This is a genomic window from Intrasporangium sp., assembly GCF_030452765.1.
In the GTDB taxonomy this organism is placed as follows: Bacteria; Actinomycetota; Actinomycetes; order Actinomycetales; family Dermatophilaceae; genus Intrasporangium_A.
Window position 1 is genome coordinate 1 of record NZ_JAKDLO010000248.1, and the last position, 5,182, is coordinate 5,182.

The 5,182-nt window shown below is 69.6% G+C and carries 7 protein-coding genes and 1 pseudogene; 6 read left to right on the top strand and 2 right to left on the bottom strand.

The genetic code is table 11. The features are described 5' to 3' along the window. A pseudogene (locus L0H79_RS20460) lies at window positions 1-363 on the bottom strand (spermidine/putrescine ABC transporter substrate-binding protein); the annotation flags it as partial. A 113-nt stretch (window positions 364-476) separates the two neighbouring features. Between L0H79_RS20460 and L0H79_RS20465 the strand changes: the two are divergent. From L0H79_RS20465 to L0H79_RS20490, 6 genes are all read left to right on the top strand, one after another. Beyond that, window positions 477-977: an Lrp/AsnC family transcriptional regulator gene (locus L0H79_RS20465; RefSeq protein ID WP_301486485.1), complete on the top strand. Its 501-nt coding sequence runs from the start codon at window positions 477-479 to the stop codon at window positions 975-977. Window positions 978-1,152: 175 nt separating this feature from the next. Next, a complete protein-coding gene (locus tag L0H79_RS20470) occupies window positions 1,153-1,596 on the top strand; it encodes a hypothetical protein (RefSeq protein WP_301486486.1) in 444 nt (147 codons plus the stop codon). A 160-nt stretch (window positions 1,597-1,756) separates the two neighbouring features. Further along, window positions 1,757-2,413: a hypothetical protein gene (locus tag L0H79_RS20475; protein ID WP_301486487.1), complete on the top strand. Its 657-nt coding sequence runs from the start codon at window positions 1,757-1,759 to the stop codon at window positions 2,411-2,413. A gap of 2 nt (window positions 2,414-2,415) precedes the next feature. Next, a complete protein-coding gene (locus tag L0H79_RS20480) occupies window positions 2,416-3,168 on the top strand; it encodes a S1C family serine protease (protein ID WP_301486488.1) in 753 nt (250 codons plus the stop codon). A 53-nt stretch (window positions 3,169-3,221) separates the two neighbouring features. Then, complete coding sequence (locus L0H79_RS20485; RefSeq protein ID WP_301486489.1) at window positions 3,222-3,875, top strand: nucleoside/nucleotide kinase family protein; 654 nt, start codon at window positions 3,222-3,224, stop codon at window positions 3,873-3,875. A gap of 370 nt (window positions 3,876-4,245) precedes the next feature. Beyond that, the gene (locus L0H79_RS20490; protein ID WP_301486490.1) at window positions 4,246-4,770 is read left to right on the top strand and encodes a glycine cleavage system protein R; all 525 of its coding nucleotides are present in this window, start codon (window positions 4,246-4,248) and stop codon (window positions 4,768-4,770) included. A gap of 87 nt (window positions 4,771-4,857) precedes the next feature. Here L0H79_RS20490 and L0H79_RS20495 read toward each other — a convergent pair. Beyond that, window positions 4,858-5,182: NINE protein (locus L0H79_RS20495; RefSeq protein WP_301486491.1), on the bottom strand; the 325-nt coding region annotated here is incomplete at its 5' end.

The following is a 5,182-nucleotide window of genomic DNA, read 5'->3' on the forward strand; positions in this document are numbered from 1 at the left end:
CGGGCGGACCTTGGCATAGAACTCGTCGTTGTCGTTGTAGTCCTCGGTGTAGTTGGCCTTGATCCCGGTCTGCTTGGTGAAGGCCTCGATGGTCGGGCGCTTCTGGGTCTTGTCGTCGACGTCGATGTACTCCGGCCAGTTCGACCAGTTGACGACCTTCTCGGTCTCGGACAGGTCCTTGGCCGCGGCGGCCGTCGGTGCCCCCGCGGTCCCCCCGGCGGGGGTGGGGTTGCGGCCCGCAGACCCGCACGACGCGAGGGCTGCGGCCGCGCCGATACCGGCGATCCCCAAGAGCGCCGAGCGTCGGGTGACGAGGCCGCTGGCGAGAGCGGCCCGGAGGGCGAGGCTGTCCGTCTCGTTCATGGGCGGATGCTACTCAAACCGACTACGGTATCGGAGCGTTTGGTCGACAACAGGTCTATATTCCGTTGCGCAAAAGGTTGCGAACTTCGCATTCCGGGGCTCACTATCGACCTATGCCACGCCGCGCCGCACGTCAGGATGGACCGGGACAGACCCACAGACCCACCGTCACGCTGGACCGGCTCTCGAAGCAGATCATCGAGCAGCTCCAGCAGGACGGGCGCAAGTCGTATGCCGCGATCGCCCAGGAGGTCGGGCTCTCCGAGCCTGCCGTGCGCCAGCGGGTCCAGCGGATGCTCGACGCAGAGGTCATGCAGATCGTGGCGGTGACCGACCCGCTGCAGCTCGGCTTCACGCGGCAGGCGCTCATCGGCCTGCGCACGACCGGCGACCTCAGCGCCGTCTCCGACGTCCTCGCGGAGATGGACGAGGTGACCTATGTCGTGACGACGGCGGGCAGTTTCGACCTGATCATCGAGGTTCTCTGTGAGGACGACGCCCACCTGCTCGAGCTGCTCAACAGCCGCATCCGCAACCTGCCATCCGTCACGGCGACGGAGACCTTCGTCTACCTGAAGCTGAACAAACAGCTCTACAACTGGGGTACCAGATGAGATCGGACCACCTCTGAGCTCCAGCGGCCTCATCCGGACAGGCTGCCGGCGGCGCGCGTGACAGACCTGACACGTGACGTGGATCGCTTTGGAACCGTTGGCGATTCGCGCGGTGAAACGATGACAGCAGCGGGCCCGTGTGGGCTCGCCGGAACCCTGGCTCAGGGAGGTAGTCATGAGCACCGTGACCATCCGTCAGCGTCAGTCCGTCGCAAGTCGACGGCTCGGTTACGCGGTCGCCGTGGGGGTCAACTCCCTGCTGTTCTACCTCGTCAACGTCTCGCCCGGCTGGGCGGTGCTGCCGTTCCTGTCACCCGCGACGACCGAGATCCTCGCCTCGGTCAACGCGATGTTGATCGCCGGAGTAGCCGCAAACGTGGTCTACGCCGCGTGGGACCCCCGCTGGTTCAAAGCCCTCGGCGACGTGGTGACCACATCGATCGGACTCGCGGCCATGCTGCGGGTCTGGCAGGTGTTCCCGTTCGACTTCGGCGAGTCGAGCATCGACTGGACGACCGTCGCCCGGGTCGCACTCGCGGTCGGCATCGGCGGCAGCGCTGTTGCGCTCCTGGTCGCCGTCGTGACGTTCTTCCGATCCGTCTCGAGTAGTCGTCGCTGACGCTGTCGCGCCGGCCGAGGGCCCGGGGCCAACCTCTCGCCACATGCGGGCCGTTCCATCGTCGTGATCGACATCAGCGAGAAGCCGCGATCGGCTCCGCATTGCGGGCCCGAGGCGGGAGGATGAGCCTACCCGCACTGTTCCCGGCTGAGGTGGAGGCATGACCGCTCGCGACGAGCCCGGCGAGACCAGGCCCATCCCCGTGCGCGCCACGGGGCCCACGGTCCCAACCGTTCCGAGCCGGACCAGCAAGCCGGCGCGGCGCCGCCCACCACGTCGGTGGGCGACGGTCCTCGCTTGGACGCTCGTGGCCACCTGTGTCGTCTCGCTCGGGGTGCTCGGCTACGGCTACCAGCGCAGCCTCGACTCCGCCCAGGCCTGGAAGGCGCTCGCCACCTCGACGACGACCGAGCTCGAGGCGACCCGAGTCGAGCTGGACCGGACGAGCGAGACGCTGACCAAGACCAAGCTCGCGCTCGACGACACCCGTCAGGCGCTCGATGAGACGAAGGGCAACCTCAACGCGGTCGCCGGACAGTACAACGACGCGTCGGAGCGGATCCGTGAGCTGGCCGACGAGAAGGCCAAGGTCGGCGACGAGGCGGGGTTGCTCGCGACGGCGGTCGCGCAGGCCGCCCGGCTCCAGGACCAGCTCGACACGTGCGTGACCGGGCTGCGCAGCCTGCAGGCCTACCTGGTCGACGCGGACCGCGCCGACCCCGAAGCGCTCGCCTCCGTCGTCGCCGAGGTCAACTCCGGCTGCGACGAGGCACAGAGCCAGAGCAGGGACTTCCAGGAATGGCTCGAGGGACGGTGACGATGGCGCGCAGCTCTCTGACGCTCGCCGCCTCTGGTGCCGCCGTGACCCTGCTGTTCGCGGGCTGCGCCGCAGTGCTACCGATCTCCCCGCCGTCACGCACGACGCCTGCCCCGTACACCGTCTCGGGGGTCTCGAGCGCGCCGGTCATCACCGCAGGGTCCGCCGCTACCGCGACGCTCAAGGGCTTCACCGCCTACGAGCGGGCGGCGCTGAGGATCCGCAACATCACCTGCGAGGGCGTCGAGGTCGGCTCCGGGTTCGCCGTGGCACCGCGGGTGATCGTGACGAACCGGCACGTCGTGGACGGGGCCGCGGTGCTGCAGCTGCAGACCTATGACGGCCATGACCGGCAGGTCGCCACCGCCGGTGTCGCCACCTTCGCCGACCTGGCGATCGTCCGGATCTCCGACGACCTGGCCGCGACGCTGCCGCTGGCGTCCGCCAACCCGAAGCCGGGCGACCCGATCACCGTCGTCGGCTATCCCGGGGGCGGCGAGCTGACAACGTCGCACGGCCACGTGCTCCGCTATGGCGCCGACATCGTCGGCGAGTCCGACGAGCCGATGATCATCAACGACGCGCCGATCGCGCACGGCAGCTCGGGCAGCCCGCTCGTCGACGCCGCCGGAGAGGTCGTCGGCGTCGCCTACGCCGGCAAGCCGGAGGGACCGTTCTGGGCCGTGCCGGTCGAGCTGCTTCGCCAGCTCATCGACTCGCCTACCGAGCTCGGCCCCGTCCCGCCCTGTGGGTAGCCGGGGGGCCTCCCCGCTGGCGCTCAGCGTGCCGGGACCGCCATGGTGGAGACATGCGGCCACTGTATGACGCGCTCGTGCGCCGACTCGTCGCGCTCGTGACGGGCGCCGAGGCGGGGACCCGGGTGATCGTCGGGATCACCGGCGCACCGGGGGCCGGCAAGTCGAGCGTGGCACGAGGACTGCTCGAGCGGCTCGGTGCGCCGGCTCCCGAGGGACTCGGCCCGGATGCCGCCCGTCTGGTCCCGATGGACGGTTTCCATCTCGCGGACCGGCAGCTGGAACGCCTCGGCCTGACGGACCGCAAGGGTGCGCCGGAGACCTTCGACGCGGACGGCTACGTCGCGCTGTTGCGCCGGCTGCTCGAGGAGCGCGGCCAGACCGTGTACGCGCCCGGGTTCGAGCGAGACCTCGAGCAGCCGATCGCCGCGGCCATCGCCGTCGAGCCGTCTGTGCGCCTGGTCATCACCGAGGGCAACTACCTGCTGCTGCCGCAAGAACCATGGGTCTCGGTGCGGTCGCTGCTCGCCGAGGTGTGGTTCGTCGACATCGACGATGCGACGAGAGTCGGGCGGCTCGTGGCCCGGCACGAACGGTTCGGCAAGAGCCCGCAGGCAGCCCGCGAGTGGGTGCTCCGCTCGGACGAGGCGAACGCCAGGCTCGTCGCTGCCACACGTGGGTGTGCTGACCTCGTCGTTTCCACTTGACTGACCGTGGCGAGCCCGACCGCGCGCGGTGTGGGGTGGGTCGGTGCGCGGCGACGGCCCGGCGGTTTTCGACAGGACAACGGCCCAGGGCCCTTCTACGCTGGACGAACCGGCAACTCCGGCGCGGTGTGAGGTGTCTCCCTCAAGCTCCCTCGCGGGTGCATCTCCATCCCGGTGACGGGACCGCGGTGGCGGTGCGCTCGTTCGCGTCCCCTCCCCGACGAACGAGCGCACCGACCACCCTCTGTGTGTGGCGGGCTGTGTGTGGCGGGCGCGCCAGCCTGCATCCACTTCCCGTCACTCCCCTCACTCCCATCACACCTGTCACAGGATGTCGCAACCCAGGCCGACCTGTCGTTACCATGCACTCGTGCCCAAGCTCGTGCTCACCGTCATCGGCGACGACCGCGCCGGACTCGTCGAGGCGCTCTCGCAGGTCGTGACCGACCATGCCGGCAACTGGGAGGACAGCCAGATGGCCGAGCTCGCGGGCAAGTTCGCGGGCATCGTGGTCGTCACCGTCCCCAAGGCAGAGGCCGAAGCCCTGACCGATGCCTTGCGCGGTCTCGACGGGCTTCTCGAGGTGTCCGCGCACCCCGGCGCCGAGGCCGAGCAGGCCGAGCCTGCCGAGGGCGCCGAGCGACTCACCATCGATGTCCTGGGCAACGACCGTCCAGGGATCGTCCACGACGTCTCGGCGGTCCTCGCCGAGGCTGGGCTCAGCATCGAACGGATGTCGACCGAGAGCCGGGACGCACCTATGGCCGGCGGTCGGCTCTTCGAGGCGCACGTCGTCGTTCGGGTGCCGAGCTCGGTCGACCTCGCCGCCGTGCGTGCCGGGCTCGAGCGGCTGGCGACGGAGCTGCTCGTCGACATCGAGGTCACCGGCCCATAGCCCGCTCGACCGGGTGAGCCAAAGCACAGTCGACCGGGCGCTCTCCCGCTCGACGGCGCACCAAAGCACAGTCGACCGGGCAGCACGTCACCAGTTGACGAGGAGGCGCCCCTGTGCGTCCCGGAACTGGCCGACGACGATGATGATGAAATCGATGAGGGCCCAGATCCCGAGGCCGCCCAGGGTGAGCAGCTGCAGGATCCCGGTGCCGACCTTGCCCACGTAGAAGCGGTGCACCCCCAGCGGGCCGAGGAAGAAGCAGAGCAGTGCTGCCGCGAGCCGTGAGCTCGGGCTGACCGGGTTGCCGTACGGGTCGAGCATCACCTTGGCTGCCAGGGCAGAGCTGAGGGGCGGCGCGGTGACCGGTGCGGTGTGATCGGTCCACCCGATGCCGTCCCAGTAGCGGGTCATC

Excerpts from the sequence above, each read along its gene's own strand:
- L0H79_RS20470 (WP_301486486.1), top strand. The coding sequence starts at position 1,153 with ATGAGCACCGTGACCATCCGTCAGCGTCAGTCCGTCGCAAGTCGACGG.
- L0H79_RS20480 (WP_301486488.1), top strand. The coding sequence starts at position 2,416 with ATGGCGCGCAGCTCTCTGACGCTCGCCGCCTCTGGTGCCGCCGTGACC.
- L0H79_RS20475 (WP_301486487.1), top strand. The coding sequence starts at position 1,757 with ATGACCGCTCGCGACGAGCCCGGCGAGACCAGGCCCATCCCCGTGCGC.
- L0H79_RS20485 (WP_301486489.1), top strand. The coding sequence starts at position 3,222 with ATGCGGCCACTGTATGACGCGCTCGTGCGCCGACTCGTCGCGCTCGTG.
- L0H79_RS20465 (WP_301486485.1), top strand. The coding sequence starts at position 477 with ATGCCACGCCGCGCCGCACGTCAGGATGGACCGGGACAGACCCACAGA.